The sequence below is a fragment of the Geodermatophilus sp. SYSU D01105 genome (assembly GCF_054050095.1).
Genome location: NZ_JBJGYR010000006.1, coordinates 145,319 through 170,171, shown reverse-complemented (window position 1 = coordinate 170,171; position 24,853 = coordinate 145,319). Strand labels below are relative to the sequence as shown.

General features: G+C 76.3%; 23 protein-coding genes. 13 read left to right on the top strand and 10 right to left on the bottom strand.

Going from position 1 to position 24,853, the window contains the following annotated elements; translation table 11 throughout:
• The 3 genes from ACI79I_RS07685 to ACI79I_RS07675 are packed head-to-tail and all read left to right on the top strand — an operon-like array spanning position 1 to position 2,478.
• On the top strand, positions 1 to 735 hold the full coding sequence (locus ACI79I_RS07685) for a PH domain-containing protein (protein WP_456991718.1): 735 nt from the start codon (positions 1 to 3) through the stop codon (positions 733 to 735).
• Positions 735 to 1,592: a PHP domain-containing protein gene (locus tag ACI79I_RS07680; protein ID WP_456991717.1), complete on the top strand. Its 858-nt coding sequence runs from the start codon at positions 735 to 737 to the stop codon at positions 1,590 to 1,592. Before ACI79I_RS07685 ends, ACI79I_RS07680 begins: the two co-directional genes overlap by 1 nt.
• 40 nt (positions 1,593 to 1,632) lie before the next feature.
• Positions 1,633 to 2,478, top strand: coding sequence for a RecB family exonuclease (locus ACI79I_RS07675; protein ID WP_456991716.1), 846 nt, complete (start codon positions 1,633 to 1,635; stop codon positions 2,476 to 2,478).
• Between the two features lie 17 nt (positions 2,479 to 2,495).
• On the opposite strand, the gene ACI79I_RS07670 is transcribed toward ACI79I_RS07675, so the two are convergent.
• A complete protein-coding gene (locus ACI79I_RS07670; RefSeq protein ID WP_456946940.1) occupies positions 2,496 to 3,122 on the bottom strand; it encodes a LysE/ArgO family amino acid transporter in 627 nt (208 codons plus the stop codon).
• Between the two features lie 77 nt (positions 3,123 to 3,199).
• Here ACI79I_RS07670 and ACI79I_RS07665 point away from each other — a divergent pair, with 77 nt between their 5' ends.
• Positions 3,200 to 4,105 carry a LysR family transcriptional regulator ArgP gene (locus ACI79I_RS07665; RefSeq protein WP_456991715.1) on the top strand — a complete coding sequence of 302 codons (906 nt, stop codon included), beginning with the start codon at positions 3,200 to 3,202 and terminating at the stop codon, positions 4,103 to 4,105.
• Here the strand turns inward: ACI79I_RS07665 and ACI79I_RS07660 are convergent.
• From ACI79I_RS07660 to ACI79I_RS07645, 4 genes are all read right to left on the bottom strand, one after another.
• Complete coding sequence (locus ACI79I_RS07660) at positions 4,095 to 4,952, bottom strand: oxygenase MpaB family protein (RefSeq protein WP_456991714.1); 858 nt, start codon at positions 4,950 to 4,952, stop codon at positions 4,095 to 4,097. The genes ACI79I_RS07665 and ACI79I_RS07660 overlap by 11 nt on opposite strands.
• Positions 4,949 to 5,878, bottom strand: coding sequence for an alpha/beta fold hydrolase (locus tag ACI79I_RS07655; protein WP_456991713.1), 930 nt, complete (start codon positions 5,876 to 5,878; stop codon positions 4,949 to 4,951). Before ACI79I_RS07655 ends, ACI79I_RS07660 begins: the two co-directional genes overlap by 4 nt.
• A gap of 42 nt (positions 5,879 to 5,920) precedes the next feature.
• Positions 5,921 to 7,033 (bottom strand): outer membrane protein assembly factor BamB family protein, encoded by a 1,113-nt coding sequence (locus ACI79I_RS07650; RefSeq protein WP_456991712.1) that lies wholly within the window; start codon positions 7,031 to 7,033, stop codon positions 5,921 to 5,923.
• Positions 7,034 to 7,155: 122 nt separating this feature from the next.
• The gene (locus ACI79I_RS07645; protein ID WP_456991711.1) at positions 7,156 to 8,634 is read right to left on the bottom strand and encodes a DEAD/DEAH box helicase; all 1,479 of its coding nucleotides are present in this window, start codon (positions 8,632 to 8,634) and stop codon (positions 7,156 to 7,158) included.
• A gap of 481 nt (positions 8,635 to 9,115) precedes the next feature.
• Between ACI79I_RS07645 and ACI79I_RS07640 the strand changes: the two genes are divergently transcribed.
• Positions 9,116 to 9,766 carry a ferritin-like fold-containing protein gene (locus ACI79I_RS07640; protein WP_456991710.1) on the top strand — a complete coding sequence of 217 codons (651 nt, stop codon included), beginning with the start codon at positions 9,116 to 9,118 and terminating at the stop codon, positions 9,764 to 9,766.
• Between the two features lie 234 nt (positions 9,767 to 10,000).
• On the opposite strand, the gene ACI79I_RS07635 is transcribed toward ACI79I_RS07640, so the two are convergent.
• Together ACI79I_RS07635 and ACI79I_RS07630 are read right to left on the bottom strand one after the other, a co-directional pair.
• Positions 10,001 to 10,237 carry a DUF3107 domain-containing protein gene (locus tag ACI79I_RS07635; protein ID WP_456991709.1) on the bottom strand — a complete coding sequence of 79 codons (237 nt, stop codon included), beginning with the start codon at positions 10,235 to 10,237 and terminating at the stop codon, positions 10,001 to 10,003.
• Between the two features lie 102 nt (positions 10,238 to 10,339).
• On the bottom strand, positions 10,340 to 10,987 hold the full coding sequence (locus tag ACI79I_RS07630) for a TetR/AcrR family transcriptional regulator (RefSeq protein ID WP_456991708.1): 648 nt from the start codon (positions 10,985 to 10,987) through the stop codon (positions 10,340 to 10,342).
• A 68-nt stretch (positions 10,988 to 11,055) separates the two neighbouring features.
• Between ACI79I_RS07630 and ACI79I_RS07625 the strand changes: the two genes are divergently transcribed.
• The 4 genes from ACI79I_RS07625 to ACI79I_RS07610 all read left to right on the top strand — a co-directional run bounded on the left by ACI79I_RS07625 (position 11,056) and on the right by ACI79I_RS07610 (position 15,417).
• On the top strand, positions 11,056 to 12,117 hold the full coding sequence (locus ACI79I_RS07625) for an alpha/beta fold hydrolase (RefSeq protein ID WP_456991706.1): 1,062 nt from the start codon (positions 11,056 to 11,058) through the stop codon (positions 12,115 to 12,117).
• 305 nt (positions 12,118 to 12,422) lie between these two features.
• Positions 12,423 to 13,358 (top strand): DUF3152 domain-containing protein, encoded by a 936-nt coding sequence (locus tag ACI79I_RS07620; RefSeq protein ID WP_456991705.1) that lies wholly within the window; start codon positions 12,423 to 12,425, stop codon positions 13,356 to 13,358.
• 179 nt (positions 13,359 to 13,537) lie between these two features.
• Positions 13,538 to 14,698: an adenylyltransferase/sulfurtransferase MoeZ gene (moeZ, locus tag ACI79I_RS07615; protein WP_456991703.1), complete on the top strand. Its 1,161-nt coding sequence runs from the start codon at positions 13,538 to 13,540 to the stop codon at positions 14,696 to 14,698.
• A gap of 134 nt (positions 14,699 to 14,832) precedes the next feature.
• Positions 14,833 to 15,417, top strand: coding sequence for a TIGR03086 family metal-binding protein (locus ACI79I_RS07610; RefSeq protein WP_456991702.1), 585 nt, complete (start codon positions 14,833 to 14,835; stop codon positions 15,415 to 15,417).
• A 507-nt stretch (positions 15,418 to 15,924) separates the two neighbouring features.
• Here the strand turns inward: ACI79I_RS07610 and ACI79I_RS07605 are convergent.
• Positions 15,925 to 16,083: a hypothetical protein gene (locus ACI79I_RS07605; protein WP_456991701.1), complete on the bottom strand. Its 159-nt coding sequence runs from the start codon at positions 16,081 to 16,083 to the stop codon at positions 15,925 to 15,927.
• Here ACI79I_RS07605 and ACI79I_RS07600 point away from each other — a divergent pair.
• From ACI79I_RS07600 to ACI79I_RS07585, 4 genes are all read left to right on the top strand, one after another.
• On the top strand, positions 16,082 to 16,486 hold the full coding sequence (locus ACI79I_RS07600) for a hypothetical protein (protein WP_456991699.1): 405 nt from the start codon (positions 16,082 to 16,084) through the stop codon (positions 16,484 to 16,486). The two genes, ACI79I_RS07605 and ACI79I_RS07600, sit on opposite strands and share 2 nt — an antisense overlap.
• Entirely contained in the window at positions 16,483 to 16,815 is a 333-nt protein-coding gene (locus tag ACI79I_RS07595) for an MGMT family protein (protein WP_456991698.1), read from the top strand. The genes ACI79I_RS07600 and ACI79I_RS07595 overlap by 4 nt, the downstream gene beginning before the upstream one ends.
• A gap of 61 nt (positions 16,816 to 16,876) precedes the next feature.
• Positions 16,877 to 20,062 carry an ATP-dependent helicase gene (locus ACI79I_RS07590; RefSeq protein WP_456991697.1) on the top strand — a complete coding sequence of 1,062 codons (3,186 nt, stop codon included), beginning with the start codon at positions 16,877 to 16,879 and terminating at the stop codon, positions 20,060 to 20,062.
• Positions 20,063 to 20,117: 55 nt separating this feature from the next.
• Positions 20,118 to 23,432, top strand: a complete 3,315-nt coding sequence (locus ACI79I_RS07585; RefSeq protein ID WP_456991695.1) for an ATP-dependent helicase — start codon at positions 20,118 to 20,120, stop codon at positions 23,430 to 23,432.
• A gap of 31 nt (positions 23,433 to 23,463) precedes the next feature.
• Here the strand turns inward: ACI79I_RS07585 and ACI79I_RS07580 are convergent, their stop codons facing one another.
• Entirely contained in the window at positions 23,464 to 23,958 is a 495-nt protein-coding gene (locus ACI79I_RS07580) for a GNAT family N-acetyltransferase (RefSeq protein ID WP_456991694.1), read from the bottom strand.
• A complete protein-coding gene (locus ACI79I_RS07575; RefSeq protein ID WP_456991693.1) occupies positions 23,955 to 24,791 on the bottom strand; it encodes an alpha/beta fold hydrolase in 837 nt (278 codons plus the stop codon). The genes ACI79I_RS07580 and ACI79I_RS07575 overlap by 4 nt, the downstream gene beginning before the upstream one ends.
• Positions 24,792 to 24,853: the final 62 nt, after the last annotated feature.

Sequence of the window (24,853 nt, the reverse complement as noted above, 5' to 3'; positions counted from 1 at the left end):
ATGACCGGCCCGGCGCCGCGGCCCGCCAACGGCCGCCGGCCGCGGTGGAGCAAGGACGCCGACAAGTACCTGCTGCCGCACGAGCAGCCGCCGGTGGTCGCCACCCGGCGGCACTGGGCGGTGCTGATCGTGCCGGTCCTCAAGGCGCTGCCCGTGCTGGTCGTCGGCGGCTGGCTGCTGCTGTTCGGCTCCGGGAACATCGGCACCGCCTTCCGCGACCGCGACAACCGGTTCGCCACGACCGCCGGCTTCCTCGTCCTCGTCGGCGTGCTCGTCTACCTCGGCCTGCGCGTCGGGGAGTGGTGGATGCGGCACTTCATCGTCACCAACCGACGAGTGCTGCTGACCAGCGGGATCATCGTCCGCACGGTCGCCCTGCTGCCGCTGCGGCGGATCACCGACCTCACGTACAAGGAGACGCTGTTCGGCCAGGTGCTGGGCTATGGCACGTTCCGCTTCGAGTCGGCCGGCCAGCAGCAGGCGCTCGCGGAGATCACCTACCTGCCGCACGCCGACCAGCTGTACCGCAAGGTCAGCGGCCTGCTCTTCGGCGGTGGCGGCGCGGCGTCCTCCGGCGACGACGAGGGAGATCCCGAGCCGCCGTCCTCCCCGCCCCCGCCGCGCCGCCCCCGCGGGACCGCGGACGACGGACGGCGCGACACCGAGCCCATCCCGCGGGTGCGCCCGCCGCGCCGCCGGGTGGCCGGGCGGCGGGTGCGGCAGGCTGACCGGTGATGCGGATCGACCTCCACACCCACTCGTCGGTCTCCGACGGCACCGAGAGCCCCGCCGAGCTCCTCGCCACCGCGTCCGCCGCGGGCCTGGACGTCGTCGCGCTCACCGACCACGACACGACCGGCGGCTGGGCCGAGGCGGAGACCACCCGTCCCACCGGGCTGACCGTCGTCCCGGGCATGGAGCTGTCCTGTCGCTGGTTCCCGGCCGGGTCCCCGCCGATCAGCGTCCACCTGCTGGCCTACCTGTTCGACCCGCAGCACCCGGGGCTGGCTGCGGAGCGGGCGCGGCTGCGCACCGAGCGGCTCGGCCGTGGCGAGCGCATCGTGACCGCCCTGGCCGAGGCCGGCTTCCCGGTCGCCTGGAGCCAGATCGTCGAACGGTCCGGGGGAGGGGTGGTCGGCCGCCCGCACGTGGCCCGCGCGCTGGTCGAGGCCGGTGTCGTCGCCTCGGTCGACGACGCCTTCGCCACCGTGCTGCACCACCGCAGCCCCTACTACGTCGCCAAGGCCGACACCGACGTGCTCGACGGCATCGCGTTGGTGCGGGCCGCCGGCGGCGTGCCGGTCTTCGCGCACGGCCTGGCGACCAAGCGGGGCCGGGTGGTGGGCGACGAGGCCGTCGCGAGGATGGTGGAGGCGGGGCTGCTGGGCCTCGAGGTCGACCACCCCGACCACGATCCCGACGAGCGGGCGCACCTGCGCGGCCTGGCCGGCGAGCTGGGGCTGCTGGTCACCGGCTCCAGCGACTACCACGGCACCAACAAGACGACGCCGATCGCCGCCTGCACGACCGCGCCCGACCAGCTCGAGGCGATCCTGGCCGCCGGCACCGGCGCCGCGCCGTACCGGGACTGACCCGGCCGATCCGCCCGTGCTCCCGGCTAGCGTGGGAGGCATGCAGGGGGCGCAGTTGGAGATGCCCGGCATGCCGCGGCGGCTGTTCCCGGCCACGCCGAGCAAGCTGGCGACGTTCGCCGACTGCCCGCGCCGCTACCGGTACGCCTACGTCGACCGCCCGACGCCGCAGAAGGGTCCGGCGTGGGCGCACAACTCGGTCGGGTCCGCGGTGCACGCGGCGCTGCGCTCGTGGTGGGACCTGCCGATGCGCAAGCGCACGGCGGTCTCGGCCCGGCAGCTGCTGTACTCGGTCTGGTCACCGGCCGGCTTCCGCGACGCCGAGCAGGCCGACCGCTGGCGGGCACGGGCGGCGGCCTGGCTCACCGACTACGTGAACGGGCTCGACCCGGGCGAGGAGCCGGTCGGGCTGGAGCGCCAGGTCGCCACCACCACCGAGCGGCTGGCCCTCTCCGGCCGCGTCGACCGGATCGACCAGCGGGGCGAGGAGCTGGTGGTCGTCGACTACAAGACCGGCCGGGTGCCCAGCACCGACGACGACGCCCGGGGGTCGCCTGCCCTGGCCGCCTACGTGCTCGGGGTGCGCCGCACGCTGCGCCGTCCGTGCAGCCGGGTGGAGCTGCACCACCTGCCCAGCGGCACGGTCGCGGCGTTCGAGCACACCGACCGGTCGTTGGCCAACCACGTCCGCCGGGCCGAGGACGTCGCCGCCGACATCGGTGCAGCCACCGCGGCCGTGGAGGCTGGTGAGGACCCGGACGTCGCCTTCCCGGCCGCGCCCGGCCGGCAGTGCGGCTGGTGCGACTTCCGGCCCAGCTGCCCGGTCGGCCAGGCCGCCACCCCGGCGCGGGAGACCTGGAGCTTCCTCGCCGAGGAGAGCGGCTGAGGCGTCCTCCGGGAGCGTCAGGCGCCCTGGGCGCCGCGTACGGCCAGGGAGACCGCGAGCGTGACCATGACGACGGCGATGCCCGCGTCCAGCACCCGCCAGGCCGCCGGACGGGCGAACACCGGCCGCAGCAGCCGGGCCCCGAAGCCGAGGCCGGTGAACCAGACCGCGCTGCCGGCCGCGGCACCGGTGGCGAACCACCACCGCAGGTCGTCCCACGTGCCGGCCAGGGACCCGAGCAGCACGACGGTGTCCAGGTAGACGTGCGGGTTGAGCCAGGTCAGTGCCAGGCAGGTGGTCACGGTGACCGCCAGCCCGGTCCGGCGGCCGGCCTCGTCGGTGACGAGGGCGGCCGGGCGCGCCACCCGGCGGGCGGCCATCAGCCCGTAGGCGAGCAGGAAGGCCGCCCCGGCGAAGCAGACGACGGTCAGCAGCCGCGGCGCCCGGGTGACCAGCGCACCGGCGCCCGCGGTGCCGGCGACGATGAGCGCGACGTCGGAGAGCAGGCAGACGGCGACGACGGCGGCCACGTGCTCGGCGCGCAGCCCCTGGCGCAGGACGAAGGCGTTCTGCGCGCCGATCGCGACGATGAGCGACAGGCCGAGGCCGAGGCCGGACGCGGTGGCGAGCAGGGCAGCGGGCACGCGGACGACGCTAGGTCGGACCGTGCCGACAGCGCAGCGCGATGTCCTGCAGGACCTGAAGCAGCTCTAATGACGGCGTGGACCTCGACCTGGCCCAGCTGAGGGCTCTGGAGGCGACCGTCACCGCGGGCACGCTCGACGGCGCCGCCCGGGCGCTGCACGTCACCCCGAGCGCGATCAGCCAGCGGCTCAAGGCACTGGAGGCGGCCACCGGGCGGGTGCTGCTGGTGCGCAGCAAGCCGGTGCGGGTGACCGAGTCCGGGCAGGCGGTGCTGCGGCTGGCGCGGCAGGTCGCGGTGCTCACCGCCGACGCCACCCGGGAGCTGGCCGGCGACGGGACGAGCGGGCCGGTCGCCCTGCCGATCGCGGTCAACGCCGACTCGCTGGCCACCTGGGTGCTCCCGGCGCTCGCGCCGCTCGCGGGCGAGCTCGCCTTCGACCTGCACCGGGAGGACCAGGAGCACACCGCCGTCCTGCTGCGGGACGGGCGGGTGATGGCCGCGGTCACCGCCGACCCCGACCCCGTGCCGGGGTGCACCGTGACCCGGCTGGGCAGCATGCACTACCGCCCGATGGCCACCGCGGCGTTCGCCCAGCGGTGGTTCCCCGAGGGGGTCGGCGAGCAGGCGCTGTCCCGGGCGCCGGTGGTCGTCTTCGACCGCAAGGACGACCTGCAGTACCGCTACCTGCGCGCCCGGGGCATCGACGCGGGCACGCCCCCGGTGCACCACGTGCCCGCGTCGGCGGACTACGTCACCGCCGTCCGGCTGGGGTTCGGGTGGGGGATGGTGCCCGTGCAACAGGAACCGGCAGGGGAGCTGGTCGAGCTCGACCCGGGAGGCGCGGTCGACGTCGTCCTGCACTGGCAGCAGTGGAGGATGCGCTCGCCGTCCCTCGACCGGGTCGCCGCCGCGGTGCTCGCCGCGGCGCGGCGCGAGCTGGACCAGGGGCCGGTCCGACCGCGGTCCTCCGTCAGGCGCTGACCGGCACCGCCTGGGCGACCCGCTCGTACCCGGCCCAGACGATGGGGGAGCGCTGGACCCGCTGCGGCAGCCGCAGCATCCCCAGCCGGAAGGCCCGCAGGGCGGCCGTCGCGGCCGCGTCGGTCACCCCCAACCCGGGCAACGAGTACATCCGGCGCGCCCACCGGGGCAGGGTGGCCACCGCGAGCGAGGCCAGCGAGCCCCACGCGGGGCGGGCGGGCGTCAGGAACCTCACCCACGCCGGCATCGGTGGTGTGAGCACCAGGCGCACCGCGTCACGGGCTGCGGGGGTCACCCGCAGGGACGGGCGGACGTCGGCGAGGTAGCCGGCCAGCCCGGCGACCGTCCGGGGCACGTCGGCCTCGGCGCACCCCACCAGGACCGCGGCGGTCACCTGCTCGGCGACGTAGCGGTCGGCGTCGGCGTCCCCGGTCACCACCCCGGCCCGGCGCGCGACGTCGAGCAGCGAGTCGACCTCGCAGCAGTGCACCCACAGCAGCAGGTCGGGGTCGTCGACCCGGTAGGCGCGGCCGTCGACGTCCCCACCGAGCCGGCGGTGGATGCCGCGGACCCGCCGCACCGCCCGCAGCGCCTCCCGCCGGGTGCCGAAGGTCAGGGTGTCGACGTAGGCGGCGGTGCGGACCAGCCGGGGCCACGGGTCGTCACGGAAGAGGGAGTTGGTGGCCACGCCGTCCATCGCGACCGGGTGCAGCGCCTGCAGCAGCAGCGCGCGCAGCCCGCCGACGGAGAACACCGGGTCGGCGTGCACCCGCCAGGTCACGCTGCCGGGGCCGAAGAACCCGAGCAGGTCCTCCTCCGGCGTCCAGTCGGTCGCCGAGCCGGTCACGACCGCGCTCCCGAGGGGGCGGTCACCGACGCCCAGAACTCGAGGAAGACGTCCAGCGTGGCGGCCGGGTTCTCGATGGCCGGAGAGTGGATGGCCCCGGGGATGACCGCGTGCCGGGCGCCCAGCCTCCGGGCCATGTCCTCCTGGACGGCCGGCGACCAGGCGTCGTCCGCGGCTCCGTGCGCCACGAGCACCGGCACGCCCGTGGCCGCGAGCTCGGCCACCCGGTCGGGCTCGCTGGTCATCGCGTCGGCCATGCCGCGCAGCCCGGCGGCGCTGTTGGCGAGGAACCGGCGGGTCAGGAACGCCCGGGTGGGCGCCGGCACCGCCTGCGCCCTCGGATCGGTCATGGCCAGCTGCTCGAGCGTATCGTTGACCAGCGGGACGCCGCCGGCGTCCAGCAGCGGGGACAGGTGGTCGAGCAGGTCGGCACGCGGCCCGACCAGTCGCGAGGGCCCCGACCCCAGCAGGGTCAGCGACGCGAACAGCGACGGCTCGGCCAGGACGGCGGCCCGGCTGACCAGCCCGCCGAAGCTGTGCCCGACGAGGTGCAGCCCCGCGCGGGCCCCGGCCGCCAGCGCCCGGGCCACGGCCACGACGTCCTCGGCCAGCTCCGCGACGGTGTACCGCGCCGGGTCGTCGGGGCCCGGGGACTCGAACTGGCCCCGCTGGTCGATGGCGACCACCCGGTACCCCTCGGCGCACAGCGGGCGCAGCAGGGGCGCGAAGTCCTCCTTGCTGCCGGTGTACCCGGCCACCATGAGGACGGTGCCGCGCTCGCCGGCGCCGCCGGTGTCCAACGCGGTCAGCGGCCCGGCGCCCCCGCGGAAGGTGCGGTGGTGTGCGTCGTGCTCGGCCAGCTGCCGGAGGTCGTCCGGGGCGATGGAGAGGGGAGCGCTGTCGTCGGGGCCGCCGGGCATCACCATGACCCAGTCATACCCCCGCGCGGCCAGGGGTGGCGTCCGGGGTCAGCGGTAGGTGAGCACGCGGTCGGCCAACTGCACGACGACGACCGGGCCGGTGACCGTGGCGACCCCGCCGGTGGGCACCCCGGTGGCCGAGGCCCGGCCCACCTCCTCGCCGGACACCAGGTCGCGGAGGACGACGGCGCCGTCCTCGGGGACCGGCACGGCCGCCTCGGCGGCGGGCTGCCCGCCCTCGGCCGGGCCACCGGGCAGACCGGTCGCCGGGGTGGACCAGCGCACCGCGCCGGTGTCCTGCTCGACCGCGGAGAGGGTGCCGCCGGCCAGCACCAGGAGCACCTCGCCGGCGCCGCGGACCAGCACCGGGCCGGCCCCGGACACCGGCGAGCCGACCGGGACGCCGTCGCCCCCGGCGAACAGTTGCACCCCGGCGCTCCCGGCCACGGCCACGGTCCGGTCGACGCCCACGAGGGTGGCCTCGGTGTCGGGGACGTCGCGGGTCCAGGCGGCCTCGCCGGTGTAGCCGTCGAACAGCCGCAGTTGCAGTGCCGCCGTCTCGGCGCACCGCTGCAGGACGACGACCCCCGCCTCGCCGACGTCGGCACCCAGCAGGCGGCAGCCCGGGGTGGGCGCCTGGCGCCAGCGGGTGTTGTCCCCGACCGGGTCGAGGGTGACCACCCCGGTCGGCGCGGCGGCCAGCACGATCCCGTCGGTGCTGCGCAGCACCATGTCGGTCCGGAGGTCGACGTTGCGCGTCCACTGGCGCACGCCGGTGTCGGCCGCCAGCGCGACGGCCTCGTCGCAGCGGTCCTCCGTGCGGAAAACCGCGACCACCACGCTGCCGACCGCCGTCCAGTCGCACAGCCGGGCGTTCGCCCGGGTGTAGTGCCACCCCTCCGCGCCGGTGCCCACGTCGAGCGCCCGGACCCCGTGCGCGCCGCCGACGAGGACCCGGCCACCGTGCACGGTCGCCCGCGGGACGTCGCCGCTGGTGGCCGTCGGGGAGGTCCAGGCCGGAGAGACGGCGCCGGCCGGCGTCCCGTCGGGGACACCGGCCGGTGCAGCAGTGGTGCTCTCGGTGGCGGCCGCGTCCGAGCCCCGCCAGAGCAGGGCGGCCACGACGACGAGGGCCAGCGTGGCCGCCGTCCAGACCCACACCCGCAGCGGCGGACGCCCGGCCCCCGTGCAGGGTCCCGCCGCGGCCCCGTCCCGAGGCTCGCCCCGAGTGTGCGAGGGGTGAGGACGGGGCCCTCCCCCGGTGGGGGGCAAGGGGTCCTCTCTCAGGCGGCGGGCTCGGCCGAGCCGCGGTTGGCGCCCCCGCGGCGGCGACGCCGGCGACGCGGCTGGGCAGCGGCGCCCTCACCGGACCCGGCCGCCGGGGCCGTGGGCGCACCGGAGCCGGCGGCCGGCTCTGCGGCGGCAGCGGCGGCCGCGGTGGCACCGCCACCGCGGGTGCGCCGGCGCGGGCGGCTGCTCCGGCCACCCACCGGCTTCTCGGCGTCGTCGCGGGCCGGACCCCGACCGGCGGAGCGGGTGCGCTTGCCGGTCTCACCGAGGTCCTCGAGGGTCTCGGCGCCCAGCCCCTCGCGGGTGCGCTGGGCCCGCGGCAGCCGGCCGGTGGCACCCTCGGGCACGTCGAGGTCGGTGTAGACCCACGCCGAGGTGGAGTAGGTCTCGCGGGGCTCCTCGAAGTCCAGGCCGAGCGCCTTGTTGATCAGCTGCCAGCGCGGGATGTCGTCCCAGTCGACGAGCGTGACGGCGACGCCGGTCTGCCCGGCCCGGCCGGTGCGGCCGATCCGGTGCACGTAGGTCTTCTCGTCCTCGGGGCACTGGTAGTTGACGACGTGGCTGACGCCGGAGACGTCGATGCCACGGGCGGCGACGTCGGTGGCGACCAGGACGTCGACCTTGCCGCTGCGGAACGCCCGCAGCGCCTGCTCGCGGGCGCCCTGGCCGAGGTCGCCGTGCACGGCGGCGGCGGCGAAACCGCGCTCGACGAGCTCGTCGGCGACCTTCTGCGCGGTCCGCTTGGTGCGGCAGAACACCATGACCAGGCCGCGGCCGCGGGCCTGCAGCACGCGGGCGAGCAGCTCGGGCTTGTCGAGGTTGTGCGCGCGGTAGACGAACTGCGTCGTCTGCGGGACGGTCGAGCCCTCGTCGTTGCCGTGCGCCCGGATGTGCGTCGGCTGGGTCATGAACTGGCGGGCCAGGTTCACGATCGGGCCGGGCATGGTCGCGGAGAACAGCATCGTCTGCCGCTTGTCCGGGACCATGCCGAGGATCCGCTCGATGTCGGGCAGGAAGCCCAGGTCGAGCATCTCGTCGGCCTCGTCCAGGACGAGCACGCGGACCTTGCCGAGGATCAGGTGGCCCTGCTGCGCGAGGTCCAGCAGCCGGCCCGGCGTGCCGACCACGACCTCGACGCCGCCCTGCAGCGCCTGGACCTGCGGCTCGTAGGCGCGGCCGCCGTAGATGGCCTCCACGCGGATGCTGCGCTTGGCGCCGGCGGTGGCCAGGTCGCGCGCGACCTGCACGCACAGCTCGCGGGTGGGGACGACGACCAGCGCCTGCGGGACGCCGTCGCCGCCCTCGGCCGCGGGGACGACGCGCTGCAGCAGCGGGACGCCGAAGCCGAGGGTCTTGCCGGTGCCGGTGCGCGCCTGGCCGATGAGGTCGTTGCCGGCGAGCGCCAGCGGGAGGGTGAGCTCCTGGATGGCGAAGGTGCGGGTGATGCCCACCTCGGCCAGCGCCGCGACCACGTCGGGGTGGACATCGAAGTCGCTGAACAGCGGCGCGTCCGCGGCGACGGGGGCGCCGCCGAGCTCCTCGACGTCCTGCTCGAGGGCCTCGGGCGCCGGTGCGCCCGTCTCGGCGCGCTCGGTGTCGGGCGTGGTGGGGAGGGTGTTGTCGATGGAGGTCAGTGCTCTCGCCTCTGGTTGCTGGGGGGACCGGCCGCGGCGGCGGGAGGCCGCGTCGCGCCTGTCCCGGTCGGTTGTCGCGGGATCAGTTCCAGCGCCGACGCGGCCAGCAGACCGGGCGTCGGTTCGGCCCGGGAGACAGCCCCGGAGGGCGTCGTCCAGCGGTCGTCAGCGCACAGATACACAAGCGAACCGAGCGGCTCGCCGATTCCCATCGTAGCGTGCGCAGCGGTTAGCCTCTCCGCGCCGCGCTGCCCGGGAGCCCCGGGGGTCACCCGTCCGGGGCACGCGCGCCCCGTTCCACCGAGCACAGGAGCCGCCCGTGACCGCGGTCGACCCGCGCGCCGTCGTCGACCTGCTGGGGGTCCTGGCCTACGCGGAGCTGACCGCCTTCGACCGGCTCGCCGAGGACGCCCGGCTGGCGCCCACGCTGTCCGGCCGGGCCGCGCTGGCGCAGATGGCCGCCGCGGAGATCGGCCACCACGGCCGGCTCACCGCCCGCCTCACCGAGCTCGGCGCCGACCCCGCCGCGGCGATGGCGCCGTTCGTCGCCCCGCTCGACGCCTTCCACGAGAGCACCCGTCCGCGGACGTGGCTGGAGGGCCTGGTCAAGGCCTACGTCGGCGACGGTCTGGCGGCCGACTTCTACCGGGAGATCGCCGCGTTCCTGCCCGATCCGGACCGTGCGCTGATCCTCGACGTGCTCGCCGACACCGGGCACGCGGACTTCGCCGTCCGCGAGGTCCGGGCGGCCATCGCCGCCCGCCGGACCGTCGCCGGCCGGCTGGCGCTGTGGGGACGGCGGCTCGTGGGGGAGGCGATCACCCAGTCGCAGGCGGTCATCGCCGAACGCGACCAGCTGGCCCGGCTGATCATGGAGGGCACCGGCGACCTGGCCGGGACCGGGCGGCTGATCGAGCGGATCACGGCCGCGCACACCGAGCGGATGCGCACCCTCGGGCTCAACCCCTGATCGTCGGCCTCCGGCCGACACCGCGATGACGTGGCGGTCCCCGGACCGCACCGCGGCCAGGCGCCGTCCCCCGGTCTGCGTGGCGCCGTCCCGACCCGCCTCGCGGAGGCATCCGGCCCCACTCGTCGGGACGCCTCGCAGGGCGACCTCCGGTGTGCGCGGGCTGCAGGTGTTCGGGGAACAGGCGACGGGGCGCCCCCCACGCTCGTGGGGGACGCCCCGTCGGGCCCGGTGTCAGCTGCCGGCGATGAAGCCGACGCGGCGCTGGTCGGCCTGGGCGATCTCCACGTAGGCGATCCGGTCGACCGGCACCAGGAGCCGCCGGCCACGGTCGTCGACCAGCGTCAGCAGGCCGTCCTTGGTGGCGCCGGACATGGCCTTGGCCACCTCGGCTGCGATCTCGTCGGGGGTGCTGGGGCTGTCGATGACCAGCTCCCGGGGGGAGTGTTGGACACCGATCTTGACTTCCACGGGGGATGCCTCCTCGAGTTGCGCGGCTGCGCACCACGCTAGTGCAGCCGACATCCCCCGACCTGCGGCGCAGCTGCGCCGTCAGCGAACGGTCGGTCGCGCTCAGTGCGCGCCGGGGTCGCCCTCCAGTCGCGGCCACCCGGAGATGCCGCGCCACGACAGCGCGGTCATCAGCGACACCGCCTCGTCGCGGGACACCGTGCCCTTGCGCGGCAACCACCAGCGGGCGCTGGTCTCGGCCAGGCCGGTCATCCCGGAGGCGAGCAGCAGCGAGCGCTCCCGGTCCAGGCCGGTGTCGGCCTCGATGACCTCGGCGATCGCCTCGACGCAGGCCAGGTGTCCGCGGTCGGCCAGCTCCCGGACCTCGTCGTCGTTGCGCAGGTCGGACTCGAAGACCAGCCGGAAGGCCGCACCCTCGGCGTTGACGAAGTCGAAGTACGCCCCGACGGCGCCGTTCACGCGGGTGCGGTTGTCGTCGGTGCCCTCCATCGCCTCGCGCACCCGGTCGGTCAGCGAGGTGACCTGCTGCTCCAGGAGGGCCAGGTACAGCTCCCGCTTGCCCGGGAAGTGCTGGTACAGGACGGGCTTGCTGACGCCCGCCCGGTCGGCGATGTCGTCCATCGCGGCGGCGTGGTAGCCCTGCGCGACGAACACCTCCTGCGCCGCCTGCAGCAGCTGCAGCCGCCGGGCGCCCCGCGGCAGACGGGACGAGCGGCGGACGGGCTCGGGTGCAGGTCGCGGCAGTGACATGACGCACGGATGTTACCGGCGGGTCACCGGTGGACGCGCCGCCCGTGGCGCTGACCTACCGTCGGCGGGTGACCTCGTCCCGCCCCGACCCGACCCCGGCCCCGCCCGCACGCCTGTCCACCGCCCGGCTGCCCCATCCCGGGACGTTGCCGGCGCCGTGGCCGGGGGAGCCGGTGTCGGTGCGCGGCGGCGAGGTCTTCGTCCGGCGGACGCCGTGGACGGGGCCGGCCGACGGTCCCCGGGACGGTGCTCCCCGGGAGCGCGCGCTCTACGTGCACGGCCTGGGCGGGGCCTCGACGAACTGGACCGACCTGGCCGCGCTCCTGGCCGTGCGGTTCGACGGCTGGGCGCTGGACCTGCCCGGGTTCGGCCGGTCGCACCCGCCGTCGCGCAGCTCCTACTCGATCCGCGGGCACGTGCAGGCCGTCGTCGACGTGCTGGAGCGGATCGCCGCCGAGCCGGGGGAGGCGCAGGGCCGGCCGGTGCACCTGTTGGGCAACTCCCTGGGCGGGCTCGTGTCGCTCATCGTGGCCGCCCGCCGGCCGGACCTGGTCGCCACGCTCACGCTGGTGTCCCCGGCGATGCCGGTGTACCGGGTGCCGGCGGCGTTCAGCCGCACCCTGCTGCTGCTCCTGCTCCCCGGCGTCCCGTCGATCGCCGAACGGCGGCTGGCCGGGGTGACCCCCGAGCAGCAGGTCCGCGGGATGGTGCAGATGTGCTTCGGCGACCCCTCCCGGGTGCCCCGGGCGCGGCTGCAGCAGGCGCTGGCGGAGATGCGCGAGCGCGCCGAGCAGCCGTGGGCGGTGCGGGCGCTGACCCGGAGCATGCGCGGGCTGATCACCTCCTACCTGCGGGTCGGGGCGGCCAACGCCTGGCGCATGGCCCGGTCGCTGCGCCCGCCGACGCTCGTCGTGTGGGGTGACCGCGACCGGCTGGTCGACCCCGCGCTCGCGCCGCGACTCGCCGGCGCCGTCCCGGACGGGCGTCTGCTCCTGCTGGAGGGGGTCGGCCACGTGGCGATGATGGAGGCGGCCGAGCCGACCGCCCGAGCCGTCCTGGCCCTTGCCGAGGACGCCGCCGAGGACGCCGCCGAGGACGCCGCCTCTCTCCCCGACGCGCGGGCCTGCTGAGGGCCGTCACCGAGACGGCTCGGTCCGGCACGCGCCGTGATCGGAAGCTCTCCACGGACGCCCCCCGCTCGTGAGAACCTGACCGGGTGAGCCCCGCGGACGCCCCTCCCGGCCGCGGGCCGGGCCGGCGTCCCGGACCCCCGTTCCCGCCGCCCGGCGCGCCCCGCCCCTCCGCGGGGGAGCCGCCGCGCGGCCTGCCCCGCCGGCCGCCGCCCGGCCGCGGTGGCGACCGTGTCGTCCCTCCGGGCGCCCGCGGTGCCGACCGTGTCCCGCCTCCGCCCGGCCGCGGTCGCGAGCCCCGTGTCGTGCGCGCCGCCGAGGGCCGGCCGCGGCCCGCTCCGGGTGACTCGCCGGGAGCCCGCCGGGAGCCGGCGGACCGCCGCCCGCCCCCGTCCGCCCGGCGCCGCGGCCGGCTGCGCCGGTTCATGGGCCGGTGGGGCTGGCGGGCCTACGCGATCCCGCTGCTGACCGTCGCCACCGTGCTGGTCCTCGTCGACCTGGCGGTCACCGGGACGACGTCGCAGCCCGCCGGGTCGGCGGCGTCCTCCGCTGCCGCCGCCCCCTCCGGCCGAGCCGCACCCCAGGCGGTCGCCGAGCCGTCGCAGCAGGCCGGGTCGTCGGCGCAGGCCGAGCCCTCCGCGGGAGCCGGACAGGCGGAGGGTGACGCCGGCCCGACCGGAGCGGCCGCACCCTCGACCGGCTTCGTGCAGAAGGGGGCGGGCACGGTCACCGTGGTCCCGGGCACCTCGCGGGTCTACGGCACCGGGCCGCTGGAGCGGTTCGTGGTCGAGGTCGAGGACGGGATCGGCGTGGACGGCGCGGCGTTCGCCGCCGCGGTCGAGGCGACGCTCGGCGACCCGCGCTCGTGGGGCGCCGGCGGCCGGATGTCGTTCCAGCGGGTCGGGCCGGAGGAGGCCGCAGCCCGCGCCTACGACTTCAAGGTGACGCTGATCAGCCCCGGCAACATGGAGGTCTACTGCCCCGGCGTGGGCACCGGTGGCTACACCTCCTGCCGCTACGGGGACCGGGCGGTGATCAACCTGGCCCGGTGGGAGACCGCCGTCCCGGACTACCAGGGCGACGTCGCGACCTACCGTCAGTACGTCGTCAACCACGAGGTCGGCCACGCCCTGGGCAACGGCCACCAGCAGTGCCCCGGCCCGGGGGAGCTCGCGCCGGTCATGCAGCAGCAGACCCTCGGGTTGCAGGGCTGCGCCAAGAACGCCTGGCCCCACCCGTGAGCCCCGCCGGGACCAGGTGAGCCGGTCCCGGGGCGTCGTCCGGCACGGTGGACGGTGGGGGAGGAGGCGCTCCGGCCCACACCGCCACCCGCGGGCGGGAACAGCCCCGCGTGTCAGGCTGTTGTCCCGACGAACTCCGGCCCCCCGCGGGTCGCTGTCGAGGAACTGAGGAGCAACCCGTGTCCCTGCCACCCCTGGTGGAGCCCGCCGCCGACCTCTCGATCGACGAGGTCCGCCGGTACAGCCGGCACCTGATCATCCCCGACGTCGGCATGGACGGTCAGAAGCGGCTGAAGAACGCCAAGGTGCTTGCCGTGGGCGCCGGCGGTCTCGGCTCGCCGGTGCTGATGTACCTGGCCGCGGCCGGTGTCGGCACGCTGGGCATCGTCGAGTTCGACGTCGTCGACGAGTCGAACCTGCAGCGGCAGATCATCCACGGCCAGTCCGACGTGGGCCGGTCCAAGGCCGAGAGCGCGCGGGACTCGATCAAGGAGATCAACCCGCTGATCGACGTCCGGCTGCACGAGACGCGGCTGGACAGCGACAACGTGATGGAGATCTTCAGCCAGTACGACCTCATCGTCGACGGCACCGACAACTTCGCCACGCGCTACCTGGTCAACGACGCCTGCGTGCTGCTGGGCAAGCCTTACGTGTGGGGCTCGATCTACCGCTTCGACGGCCAGGTCTCGGTCTTCTGGAACGAGCACGGGCCCAACTACCGCGACCTGTACCCCGTGCCGCCGCCGCCCGGCATGGTCCCCAGCTGCGCCGAGGGTGGCGTGCTCGGCGTCCTGTGCGCGACCATCGGCGCCATCCAGGCGACCGAGGCGGTCAAGCTGATCACCGGTATCGGCGAGACGCTGCTCGGCCGGCTCATGGTCTACGACGCCCTGGAGATGACCTTCCGGACCATCAAGGTCCGCAAGGACCCGGAGGCCGAGCCGATCACCGGGCTCATCGACTACGAGACCTTCTGCGGTGTCGTGTCGGTCGAGGCCCAGGAGGCGGCCGCCGGCTCGACGATCACCGTCGACGAGCTCAAGGACATGATGGACGCCGGCAAGGACTTCGAGCTGATCGACGTCCGGGAGCCCAACGAGTACGAGATCGTCTCGATCCCGGGCGCCAGGCTGCTGCCCAAGGACGAGATCCTCTCCGGGCGGGCGCTGTCCGAGCTGCCGCAGGACAAGCCGATCGTGCTGCACTGCAAGACCGGCGTCCGCTCCGCCGAGGTGCTCGCGGCCCTGAAGAACGCCGGCTTCTCCGACGCCGTGCACGTCCAGGGTGGCGTGACGGCGTGGGCGACGCGGATCGACAAGACGCTGCCCACCTACTGAAGAAGGACCACCCTTCCCCCCACGCCTCGCAGGCTCGGCGTGGGCCCCTGACGGGTGGCCGCTCCATCACCTCACCAGGGCCCGGGTCGCTCCTCGCGGGAGCGGCCCGGGCCCTCGCGCTGTCTACTGACCTCGTGTCAGAGATCTCGCCGTCGGAACTGATCGAGCTCTTCCAGCGGGCACAGGCCTCGTTCACCGACCGGGTCGACGCGGTGGAGCCGGGGCAGTGGGAGGACCCGTCCCTGCCCGGGTGGACGGTCGCCGACCTCGTGGCCCACCTGGTCAACGAGGCGCTGTGGGCGCCGCCGCTGCTCGCCGGAGAGCCGTTCGACCTGGTCGACGGGCGGTTCCCCGACGAGACGCCGGACCTGCTCGGCGACGACCCGCTCACCGGCTGGGAGAGCGCCGCCGATGCCGCCCTGGCCGCCTTCGCCGAGGACCACGCGCTGCTGCGCACGGTGCACCTGGCCCGCGGGCCCCTGCTCGCCGCGCACTACATCGAGGAGATGACCGCCGACCTGACGGTCCACTCGTGGGACCTCGCCCGGGCCACCGGCGGGGACACCGAGCTCGACCCGGTGCTGGTCACCGCCGGCCTCGTGGTCGCCGACCGGCTGCCCGAGGACGGTGTCCCCGGGCTGATCGACCCACCGCTGGACGTGCCGGCCACCGCCGACCCGCAGACCCGGTTGCTGGCGCGGTACGGCCGGCGGGGCTGACCCGCGGAGGACGCGACGGCCCTCTCCCGGGATCGGCGGCCTCTAAGCTGCGGGCGCTCTCCCACCAGCAGGAGGTCCCCGCATGAGCACGCCGCCACCGGGTCAGGGTCCCTACGGCCCGCCCGGTCCCCAGCAGCCCGGACAAGGAGGCTGGGGTCAGCCCCAGGGTGGTCCCGGTGGTCAGGGTGGCGCGCCGCAGGGCGGCCCCTACGGTCAGCCGGGTCAGCCGGGCCCCCACGGGCAGCCCGGACAGCCGGGCCAGCCCGGTCAACCGGGCCCCTACGGGCCACCGCCCGGTCAGTACGGTCAGCCGGGGCCCTACGGCCAGCCGGTCCAGTACGGCCAGCCCGGGCCCTACGGCCAGCCGGGGCCCTACGGCCAGCCGGGGCCCTACGGGCCACCCGGTCAGCCGGGGCAGGGCAAGGGCAGTCGCGGCCTGGTCATCGGACTGGTCGCCGGGCTCGTGGCGGTCCTCGCCATCGGCGCCGTCCTCTTCCTCAGCCTCCGTCAGGACGACGACCCGACGCCGGCCGCCGAGAGCACGAGTTCCGCGACCACCTCCGCGTCGAGCAGCTCGTCGCCCCCGCGGTCCTCGCCGAGCAGTCCGTCGTCCAGCGCGCCGGTCCCGGCGGGGGGCGACCTCCTCGCGATCCTCCCGGCGGACATGACCGGCTGCACCGAGGAGGCACCGGGCACCGACGGCGACATCGCGCACGCCACGTGCGGCTCGAGCGCCACCCAGCCCGGCGCGGCGGCCGGCGCCTTCTGGCAGTACGAGGACCAGCAGACGCTGGAGACGGTCTTCTTCAACGACGTCTCCGACCTCGGTGTGGCCGAACAGCCGGAGGGTCAGGACTGCAGCACCGCTCCCGGGATCCAGAGCTGGACGTTCGAGGGCAACTCCGGTCTGGCCGCGTGCTGGATCAGCGCCGAGGAGGGCGTGGTGAACATCGTCTGGACCGACAACGACGCGTTGGTCGAGGGCCTGGTCAGTGCGCCCGGTACGACGCAGGCCGACCTCGCGGCGCTGTACAGCTGGTGGACGCAGAACAGCAACTACCAGCTGTGACCCCGCCGGAGCCGCCCGGAGGACGCCCGTCCCCGGGCGCCTCCGCGCACCCGGAGGACGTCGACGAGGCGGTGTTCGACGCCGTCGAGCAGATCCCGCCGGGCAGGGTGAGCACCTACGGCGCCATCGGCCGGCTGGTCGGGGTCGGGCCGCGGCGGGTGGCCCGGGCGCTGTCGCAGGGCGGGGGCGCGGTGCCGTGGTACCGCGTGGTGCGCGCCGACGGGTCGGTCGCCGAGCCGGTCCGGGTGCGGCAGCTGGAACTCCTCGCCACCGAGGGCGTGCCCGTGCGCGACGGCCGCGTCGACCTCGCCGCCGTCGGCTGGCCCTGACTCCCACCCCACCAGCCACACCCGTTCCCGACCTGTCGGCCGCCCGTGGTGTCATCGAAGGGTGGTGGCACTGCGGGGGGCAGAGGGTGCGCCGGTCTACCGGCTCGTGCAGAGCGACCCGGCACCGGTGGCGCCGCCCCGGCTGGACCCCACGCAGCAGGCGGTCGTCGACCACCCCGGCGGGCCGCTGCTGGTGCTCGCCGGCCCGGGCACCGGCAAGACGACGACGATCGTCGAGGCCGTCGCCGCCCGGATCGACCGCGGGGTGGACCCCGAGCAGATCCTCGTCCTCACCTTCAGCCGCAAGGCCGCCGCCGAGCTGCGGACCCGCATCACCGCCCGGGTGGCGCGCACCATCCGGGAGCCGCTGGCCCGCACCTTCCACTCCTACGCCTACGGGGTCCTGCGCCGGGCCGCCATGCTGCGCGGCGACCTCCCACCCCGGCTGCTCACCGCGGCGGAACAGGACGCCGTCCTCGCGCAACTGCTGCGCGGTGACGTCGAGGAGCAGGGGGCGGTCCGCTGGCCGGCGTCCCTCGCCCCGGCCCTGGCCACGGCCGGGTTCCGCACCGAGCTGCGGGAGCTCCTGCTGCGGGCCACGGAGCGCGGCATCGGGTCCGACGTGCTGGCCGCCTGGGGCCGCGAGCTCGGGCACGAGGCCTGGGTGCACGCCGCCGCGTTCGCCGAGCAGTACGAGGCCGTGACGGCGTTCGCCACCGCCGGCCGGGGTGACGCCGCGGGCTTCGACCCCGCCGAGCTGGTGCGCGAGGCGATCGCCGAGCTGGCCGCCGACCCCGAGCTGCTGCGCCAGGAGCGCGCCCGCGCCAGCTGGCTGTTCGTCGACGAGTACCAGGACACCGACCCCGCGCAGGTGGAACTGCTGGAGCTGCTGGCCGGCGGGGGCGGTGACCTGGTCGCCGTGGGCGACCCCGACCAGGCCATCTACGCCTTCCGCGGCGCCGAGCCGCGGGGCATCGCCGAGTTCCCGGACCGGTTCCGGCACGCTGACGGGCGCCCCGCCCAGCAGGTGTCGCTGGGGGTGTGCCGCCGCTCGGGGGCGGAGCTGCTGCGGATCAGCCGCAAGGTGGCCGAGGGACTGCCGGGCCCGGCCCAGCACCGGCGGCTGCAGCCGGCCGAGGGCACCCCCGACGGCGCCGCGGAGGTGCACGTCTTCGGCTCGGCCGCCGTCGAGGCCGCCTACGTGGCCGACGTCCTGCGCCGCGCGCACCTGCTCGACGGCGTCCCGTGGTCGCAGATGGCCGTCGTCGTCCGCACCGCGGTGGCGCTCGGTCCGCTGCGGCGGGCGCTGACGTCGGCCGGCGTCCCGTCGGCCATCTCCGCCGACGACCTGCCGCTGGCCGCCCAGCCGGCGGTCGCCCCGTTCCTCGGCGCGCTCGACGCGCTGCTGCCCGGCTCCGACGGGACGCCCCCCGGCCTCGACGAGCCCGCGGCCGAGGCGCTGCTGGCCTCGCCGCTGGGCGGGGCGACGGTGCTGGACCTGCGCCGGCTGCGCCGGGCGGTCCGCATCGCGCTGGCCCAGCAGGGCGTCGACGCCGCCGAGCGGGGTGCGCCGCTGGCCACCGCGGTGAGCGACGAGCTGCTGCTCGAGTCGCTGCCCGAGCACGTGGCCCGCCCGGCGCACCGGGTCGCCGGGGTCCTCGCTGCGGGGCGGGTGGCGCTGGCCGCCGGCGGCAGCGCCGAGGACGTGCTGTGGGCGATGTGGCAGCGCAGCGGGCTGGCCGGCCGCTGGGCGCGGGCCAGCGCCGCCGGCGGGGCCGCGGGGGCGGTGGCCGACCGCGACCTCGACGCCGTGGTGGCCCTCTTCGACGCCGCCGCGGGCTTCGTCGACCGGCTGCCCTCGGCCGACGTCCGTGCCTTTGTCGACCACCTCGCCGCCCAGGAGCTGCCGGGCGACACCGGCGCGGCGCGCGCCGCCAACGACGAGACGGTCCGGCTGCTCACGGCGCACGCCTCGAAGGGCCTGGAGTGGGACCTCGTCTGCGTCTCCGGCGTGCAGGAGGGCGTCTGGCCCGACCTGCGGGAGCGGCTCTCGCTGCTCGGCACCGAGGAGCTCGTCGAGCGCGCCGCGGGTGTGGACGGCGCCCGGGTCGACCGCCGGGCGCTCACCCTGGCCGAGGAGCGGCGGCTGTTCTACGTCGCCTGCACGCGGGCCCGGCGCCGGCTGGTGGTGACCGCCGTGCAGGGCGCGCTCGACGGCGCCGAGGCCGGTGCGACCGCCTCCCGCTTCCTCGACCTGGTCGCCCCGCCGCCCGACGACGGCCGCCCGCTCACCGACCTGCCCCGCTCCCTGACCCTCCCCGCGCTCGTCGCCGACCTGCGCCGGGCGGTGACCGACCCGCACACCCCTGCCGCCCGCCGGTCGGCGGCCGCGGCGGTGCTGCGCCGGCTGGCCGAGGAGGGCGTGCCCGGGGCAGCCCCTGCGCAGTGGTGGGGGCTCTCGCCGCTGTCCGACGACGCGCCGCTGGTGCCGGCCGAGGCTCCCGTCCGCGTGCGGCCCTCCGCGATCGAGACCTTCCAGCGCTGCCCGCTGCGCTGGGTGCTCGGCGCGGTGGGGGCCGAGGCCTCGCCGGACGCCACCCGCACCGTCGGCTCGGCGGTGCACGCCGTCGCCCAGCGGGTCGCCGAGGGGCTGCCGCCGGCCGAGGCGCCGGACGCCCTGGCCGCCGAGCTCGACACGCTCGACCTCGGGCCCGGGTGGTCCGACCAGCGCCAGCGCGCCACGGCCCAGCAGATGCTCGACCGGTTCCTGCGCTGGCACGCGGCCAACCGGCGCCAGCTGGTCGCCGCCGAGGAGGACTTCGACGTCGTCGTCGGCCGGGCGCGGCTGCGCGGGCAGGTCGACCGGCTCGAGCGCGACGCCGAGGGGCGGCTGGTGGTCGTCGACCTCAAGACGGGCAGGACCGCGGCGAAGAACGTCGAGGAGCACGGGCAGCTGGCCGCCTACCAGGTGGCCGTCGCCGCCGGCGCCTTCGCGGCCTACGGCACCGTTCCCGGCGGCGCCGCGCTGCTCCAGGTCGGCACCGGCGCCAAGGCCAAGGAACAGCACCAGGAGCCGCTGCCCACCGACGTCCCGGTGGAGCAGACCCCCGCCGGCGAGCTCGTCACCGCGGTCGGCGAGGGCATGGGCGCGGGCGCCTTCGAGGTGCGCACCGGCACGCACTGCCAGCGCTGCCCCGCCCGCCGCAGCTGCCCGATGCACGAGCGCGGCCGGCAGGTGACCGCGTGAGCCGACGCCGCGGGAACGCTGCGCCGGCGGTCCCCGTCCCCGCGGGGGGCCGGGCATGACCTCGGAGCAGCTGTCCTTCGACGACCTGCTCGGCGTCGACGCCGACCCGGAGCCACAGCCACGACGGCAGCTCACCCCAGCCGAGGTCGCCGAGCGCTGCGGGCTGGCCTACGCGCCGTCCCCGGAGCAGGCCCGCGTCGTCGCTGCACCGGCCGACCGGCCGCTCGTGGTGGTCGCCGGCGCCGGGTCGGGCAAGACCGAGACGATGGCCGCCCGGGTCTCCTGGCTGGTCGCCAACCGGGTCGTCGAGCCCGAGGCGATCCTCGGCCTCACCTTCACCCGCAAGGCCGCCAGCGAGCTCGGCGAGCGCATCCGGATGCGGCTGGGTGCCCTGGCCCGCCACCCGGACACCGAGCCCGACCTCGAGGAGCGGCTGGACATCGCCCAGCCGACCGTCGCCACCTACCACGGCTACGCCGCCGCCCTGGTCGCCGAGCACGGCCTGCGGATCGGCGTGGAACCCGGCGCCGGGGTCCTCGGCCCCGCCATGTGCTGGGGGCAGGCAGCCCAGGTCGTCGCCGCCTACACCGGCGACATGGACGACGTCCAGCTCTCCCTGCTCACCACGGTGGAGGACGTGCTGGCCCTGGCCGCGGAGATGGGTGAGCACGACGTGACGCCCGCCGCCCTGCGCGCCTGGACCGCCCGGCTGGAGGCGCAGGTCGCCGGCTACCCGGACGCCCCGCGCAAGAAGGGGCCGTACAAGGAGGTCCAGGAGCTGCTCGCCCGGCAGCGGGCGCGGGTCGCGCTGCTGCCGCTGGTGGAGGCGTTCGAGGCCCGCAAGCGGGCCATGGGCTCGATCGACTACGCCGACCAGGTCTCCGCCGCCGCCCGCATCGCCGTCTCCGCCCCGGAGGTCGGCCGCCGCGAGCGGGCGCGCTGGAAGGTCGTGCTGCTCGACGAGTACCAGGACACCAGCGTCGGCCAGCTGCGGATGCTGGAGGCGCTCTTCGGCCGGGAGACCGGCCACCCCGTCCTCGCCGTCGGTGACCCCCGCCAGTCGATCTACGGCTGGCGCGGCGCCTCGGCGGGCACCATCGAGCGCTTCGCCCGCACCTTCCCCGGGGTCCGCGGGCGGAGGGCCGAGCGGCTGACCCTGGCCACCAGCTGGCGCAACGACGAGGCCGTGCTCGCCGTCGCCAACGCGGTGTCGGCGATGCTGCCGCCGCCGGAGGTGCCGCTGCCCGACCTCGCGCCCGCGCCCACTGCCGGCCGTGGTGCGGTGACCGTGGGCCTCTACGACACCGTCGCGGAGGAGACCGCGGCGCTGGCCGACCGGCTCGCCGCCTGCTGGCACGGCACCGACCCGGTGGTCCCCCGCGGCGCCGACGGACGCCCCCCGACGGTCGCCGTCCTGGCCCGGACCCGCAAGCAGCTGCCCGGGATCGCCGCCGCGCTGCGCGAGCGGGGCCTGCCGGTGGAGGTCGTGGGCCTGGGCGGCCTGCTCGAGGTGCCCGAGGTCTCCGACGTCGTCGCCACCCTCACCGTCCTCGTCGACCCCACCGCCGGGGACGCGCTCGGGCGGCTGCTCACCGGCGCCCGGTGGCGGATCGGCCCGCGCGACCTCGCCGCGCTGGAGGCCCGGGCCCGCACCCTGGTGCACTCCCGGCGGCCGCACCGCGAGGCGCCCGAGCCCGGCACGCCCGAGCCGCCGCAGGAGCGGGGCAGCATCGTGGAGGCGCTCGACGACCTCGGCGACCCGGAGGACTACTCCGCCGAGGGGTACCGGCGGCTGCGGCGGCTCGGCGCGGAGCTGGGCCAGCTGCGCACCCGGCTGGGCGAGTCGCTGCCCGACCTGGTCGACGAGGTGGCCCGCACCCTCGGCCTGGAGACCGAGCTGGCCAGCGCCCCGGAGGTCAGCCCGGCCGGCGCCCGCGCCCACCTCGACGCCCTGCACACCGTGGCGGCGCAGTTCACCGAGCTGGCCGAGCTGCCCTCCCTGCCGGCCTTCCTCGGGTACCTCCGGGACGCCGAGGACCGCGAGCGGGGGCTGGAACCGGGCGAGGTGGCGGTCAACCCCGAGGCGGTGCAGCTGCTGACCGGGCACTCGGCCAAGGGCCTGGAGTGGGACGTCGTCGCCGTGCCCGGCATGACCGTCGACCAGTTCCCCGCCAAGCCCGGCGCGAGCGACTCCTGGATCAAGGACCCCGGGGCGGTGCCGGTCGACCTGCGCACCGTCGACCGCGAGGAGCTGCCCCGGCTGCGCCTCCCGGTGCCCGGCTCCGGCGACCAGGCCGTGGTGAAGCAGGCGCTCGAGCGCTACGTCGAGGACTGGAAGGAGTTCGGCACCGGCGAGGAGATCCGGCTCGGTTACGTCGCCGTCACCCGCGCCCGCCACCTGCTGCTCTGTTCGGGCAGCTGGTGGCGCGACGGGGTCAACCCGTGCGGGCCGTCGTCCCTGCTGCACACCGTCCGCGAGGCCTGCGAGGCCGGCGCGGGCACCGTCGTGCAGTGGGCGGAGGCCCCCGAGGAGGGTGCGGAGAACCCGGCGCTGGCCGAGTGGCCGGTCGGTGTGTGGCCGGCCGACCCCCTCGCACCGGGACGGCGCCGCGCGCTGACCGCCGCCGCCGAGCTGATCACCGGGTCGGCGCCGCACCCGCTGGACCCCGACACCCGGCTCGGTGACCCCGACCCGCTGGTCGACCAGTGGGTGCGCGACGCCGACCTGCTGCTGCGTGAGCGCGCGGTGGCCGCGAGCCCCACCGTCGACGTCCCGCTGCCCTCGCACCTGTCGGTGTCGGCGCTGGTGACCCTGCGCCGCGACCCCGCGGAGCTGGCCCGCCGGCTGCGCCGGCCGATGCCGGCGGCACCCGCGCCGCTGGCCCGGCGGGGGACGGCGTTCCACGCGTGGCTGGAGGAGCGCTTCGGCGCCGCCCGCCTGGTCGACCTCGACGAGCTGCCCGGCTCCGGTGACGAGTTCGCCGCCCCCGACAGCGCGCTGGCCGACCTGCAGGCGGCGTTCCTGGCCAGCGAGTGGGCGGACCGGCAGCCGGTCGAGGTCGAGGTGCCGTTCGAGACGCCGCTGGGCCCGCTGACCCTGCGCGGCCGGATCGACGCGGTGTTCGCCGACGCCGACGGCGGCTACGAGGTGGTCGACTGGAAGACCGGGCCGCCGCCCTCGGGCGCGGAGCTGGCCGCGGCCGGTGTCCAGCTGGCCGCGTACCGGCTGGGCTGGTCTCGGCTGACCGGCGTCCCCGTGGAGCGGGTCAGCGCCGGGTTCCACCACGTCGCGGCCGGGGTGACCGTCCGGCCGGTCGACCTGCTCGACGAGGCCGGCCTGCTCGCCCTGGTGTCCGGCACCGCCCGCTGACCGAGTGACCAGGCGGCGGCTGGAGTCACCGTCATCGCGTCAGGGGCGTGCCGTACTGCAGGACGGTGGCGCCGGAGGGTGCCCGCAGGACCGCCTCCTCGGTCATGCCGAGCTTCCGGGCGACCGCCAGGGACGCCGCGTTCCCGGTGTGGACCAGCGCGACGACGTGCGGGACCCCCAGCTCACGCGCCCGGTCGAGGACGATCCGTGCCGCCGCCGTCGCCGAGCCGCGGCCCCAGAACCGGCGCCCGAGCCGCCAGCCGATCTCCGGCTCGCCGACCGGGCCCCACGCCTGAGCCCACGGCTGGACGCCGGTGAAGCCGGCCACCCCACCGTCGGCGAGCACCGTGGACAGGCACAGCCCCGTGGACTCGGCCAGCTCCTGCTGGCGGTGGACGAACCCGGCGTACCAGGCGCGGTCGCGCAGCTCACCGGTCCCGACGTGGCGCATGACCTCGGCGTCGTCGAAGAGATCGGCCCACGCAGCGGCGTCCTCGTCCGTGGGGACACGGAGCCGCACACTCACGACGACGCGACGCGGTCCAGGATCGCGGTGGCGAGCGCCTCCGGGGCCTGCTCGGGGATCCAGTGGCTGACGCCGGCGAGCTCGACGAACCGGTAGTCGCCGGTGACCTGCTCGGCGCAGCCCTCCGCGGCGGTGCGGCCGACCGCCACGTCGCCGTCGCTCCACACGTACGTGGTCGGCACGGCCACCGGGTCCACCGGCGTGCTCGAGCTCATCGCCCGGTACCAGTTGAGCGCGGCGGTCAGCGCCCCCGGCGCCGACAGCACCGCCACGTACTCGTCGACGGCCTCCGCGGGGACGGCGTCGCCGAACATCCGCCGCAGCCGCCGGGCGCCGTCGGCCAGCAGCACCTCCTCGGCCTTGCCCTGCTGCCAGAACAGCCGGACGTAGGCCGAGCGCTCCTGCTGCTCGGGGTCCGAGCGCCACGCGGCGGTGAACGCGCCCGGGTGCGGCACGGACACGGCGGTCAGCGAGCGCAGCCGGTCGGGGTGCCAGGCCGCCAGCGCCCACGCCACGTTCGCGCCCCAGTCGTGACCCACGACGTCGGCCCGCGGGACGTCCATCGCGGTCATCAGGTCGGCGGTCACCTGCGCCAGGTTCGTCAGCGCGTAGGCCTCCACCTCCGCCGGGCGGGCGCCGGGGGAGTAGCCGAGCTGGTCCACGGCGTAGGTCCGCAGCCCCGCCTCGGTGAGCAGCGGGGTGACCGCCGCCCAGGACCCCGACGTCTCCGGGAAGCCGTGCAGCAGCACCACCGGCCTGCCGTCGTCGGGGCCATCAGCCCGGACGTCGAAGGTGAGGTCGCCGACGTCCACCTGCAGCAGGGCTCCGGGCATGCCGCCGACGTTAGGGCATGTCCGACGGGCCTCCAGCCTCGGCACGGGTCCGCCGGACATGC

What these genes read in the sequence shown, in the direction of transcription:
- ACI79I_RS07685 (WP_456991718.1), top strand. Translation starts at nt 1, where the DNA reads ATGACCGGCCCGGCGCCGCGGCCCGCCAACGGCCGCCGGCCGCGGTGG.
- ACI79I_RS07680 (WP_456991717.1), top strand. Translation starts at nt 735, where the DNA reads ATGCGGATCGACCTCCACACCCACTCGTCGGTCTCCGACGGCACCGAG.
- ACI79I_RS07675 (WP_456991716.1), top strand. Translation starts at nt 1,633, where the DNA reads ATGCAGGGGGCGCAGTTGGAGATGCCCGGCATGCCGCGGCGGCTGTTC.
- ACI79I_RS07655 (WP_456991713.1), bottom strand. Translation starts at nt 5,878, where the DNA reads ATGGTGATGCCCGGCGGCCCCGACGACAGCGCTCCCCTCTCCATCGCC.
- ACI79I_RS07630 (WP_456991708.1), bottom strand. Translation starts at nt 10,987, where the DNA reads ATGTCACTGCCGCGACCTGCACCCGAGCCCGTCCGCCGCTCGTCCCGT.
- ACI79I_RS07600 (WP_456991699.1), top strand. Translation starts at nt 16,082, where the DNA reads ATGACCGGCTGCACCGAGGAGGCACCGGGCACCGACGGCGACATCGCG.
- ACI79I_RS07605 (WP_456991701.1), bottom strand. Translation starts at nt 16,083, where the DNA reads ATGTCCGCCGGGAGGATCGCGAGGAGGTCGCCCCCCGCCGGGACCGGC.
- ACI79I_RS07585 (WP_456991695.1), top strand. Translation starts at nt 20,118, where the DNA reads ATGACCTCGGAGCAGCTGTCCTTCGACGACCTGCTCGGCGTCGACGCC.
- ACI79I_RS07575 (WP_456991693.1), bottom strand. Translation starts at nt 24,791, where the DNA reads ATGCCCGGAGCCCTGCTGCAGGTGGACGTCGGCGACCTCACCTTCGAC.